Genomic DNA, 1,788 nt, shown 5'->3' with positions numbered 1-1,788 from the left:
CAGGGATTGGAAGCCAGAATTGCTATTAGCAATAATAAAAGTTTTGGATTAATGTCTTCGCTTTCAGCAGATTTAGGGAACACCGTGTTGTATGGTTCTTTATTGAGTGGGGGCTGTTTACATCTATTCAGCAAAGAAACTTTAATGGACGGGATTAAGTTACAATCGTATTTTAAAAACCATCCAATAGATTGTATCAAAATCGTACCTAGTCACTGGCAGGCCTTGCGTTTCGATACTGAATTGTTATTGCCAACCCGTACCATAATATTTGGAGGCGATGTATTGCCAATTTCGTTTGTAAAAGATATCGCAGCTCAAGATGCCAATGTAGCAATCGTGAACCATTACGGTCCTACCGAGAGTACAATTGGGAAGTTAATGCATCAGGTAGATCCTAATTTTGATTATGTGAGAATCCCCGTTGGAAGATTATTTTCTGACAGTGAAGCCTTTATTGTGAGCAGTGATATGTCGTTATGCCCAATTGGAGTTTCGGGAGAATTATTATTGGGAGGATCAGGAATTTCAAAAGGATATTTAAACCGTGAAGATTTAACTCAGGAAAAATTTATTGCTAATCCATTTTCAAATAGCAAGAGTTCAACCTTATATAGAACAGGAGATTTAGCACGCAGAAACTCGCTGGGAGAAATCGAATTTTTAGGCCGAGTAGACGATCAGGTTAAAATACGCGGTTATCGTGTAGAACTAAAAGAAATCAGCCGAGTAATACAAGGTTATGAGGGTATTGTACAAAGTGAAGTTTTGTTCAAAGAAGACTCAACAGGCATCAAAAGATTAGTGAGTTATCTGGTTGCAGAAGACGGCTATTCAGAGTCTGGATTGAAATCTTACCTTGCCGGATTGGTTCCTGATTATATGGTTCCTCAGCTTTATGTTGTTTTGGATCAGATGCCATTAACATCAAATGGAAAAATAGACAGAAAAGCATTGCCGGATCCTGAAATTACAAACCAGCGTACTTATGTTGCTCCGAGTACAAAAGTAGAAGAAGATTTAGTTAGAATCTGGCAAGATATATTGAATGTAGAACAAGTTGGGGTTATTGATGATTTCTTTGAATTAGGAGGTCATTCCTTATTAGCGGTTCGTTTATTATCGGCTATTAAAAGTACAATGAATGTTGCGGTGACTATTACAGATTTATTCGATTATACTAATATTTCGGCTTTAGCTACTTTTATAGAAGGACAGGATAATACTTCGGCACTTCCTTTGGTTACCAAACAAGAGTTGCCTGCAGCTATTCCATTATCTTATGCGCAAGAGCGTTTATGGTTTATTGATAAGTTGAAAGGAAGTGAACATTATCACGTTCCTGTATTATTAAATCTTAAAGGAGATCTTAATATTGACTTTCTTTCACGAGCGTTAAAAACCATTGTTAAGCGTCATGAAGCGCTTCGTACGGTTTATGTAGAAAAAGATGGTGTGGCTTATCAGGAAATACAATCTGCTGATCGTTGGGAGCTTAATGTTCTTTCTTCTGTGGAGGATTACGAATCTTTTATATCCAAAGAAGTAAGCAGGGCTTTTGATCTTTCTAAAGATTATATGCTTCGTGGCACAGTGATCAAAATATCAGACAATGAACATATTTTAGTATTGGTGCGTCATCATATCGCTACCGATGGATGGTCATCGTCACTAATTGTCAATGAATTTAAAGAATTATACGCTTTTTATAAATCCGGAATCGCAGCTGATTTACCGGTTCTTAGTTTCCAATATGCAGACTATTCGGTTTGGCAGCGTTCTGAGATA

1 protein-coding gene is annotated in these 1,788 nt (G+C 37.2%); it reads left to right on the top strand.

What is annotated here, in order from left to right; genetic code table 11:
- Positions 1–51: 51 nt before the first annotated feature.
- Positions 52–1,788 (top strand): condensation domain-containing protein (locus FNW52_RS20550; RefSeq protein WP_185966055.1); only part of this gene is annotated, 1,737 nt, incomplete at its 3' end.

It is taken from the genome of Flavobacterium sp. ZT3R18, from assembly GCF_007097385.1.
In the GTDB taxonomy this organism is placed as follows: Bacteria; Bacteroidota; Bacteroidia; order Flavobacteriales; family Flavobacteriaceae; genus Flavobacterium.
The sequence above is the reverse complement of the archived record's forward strand: the minus strand, read 5'-3'. Positions and strand labels throughout refer to the sequence as shown.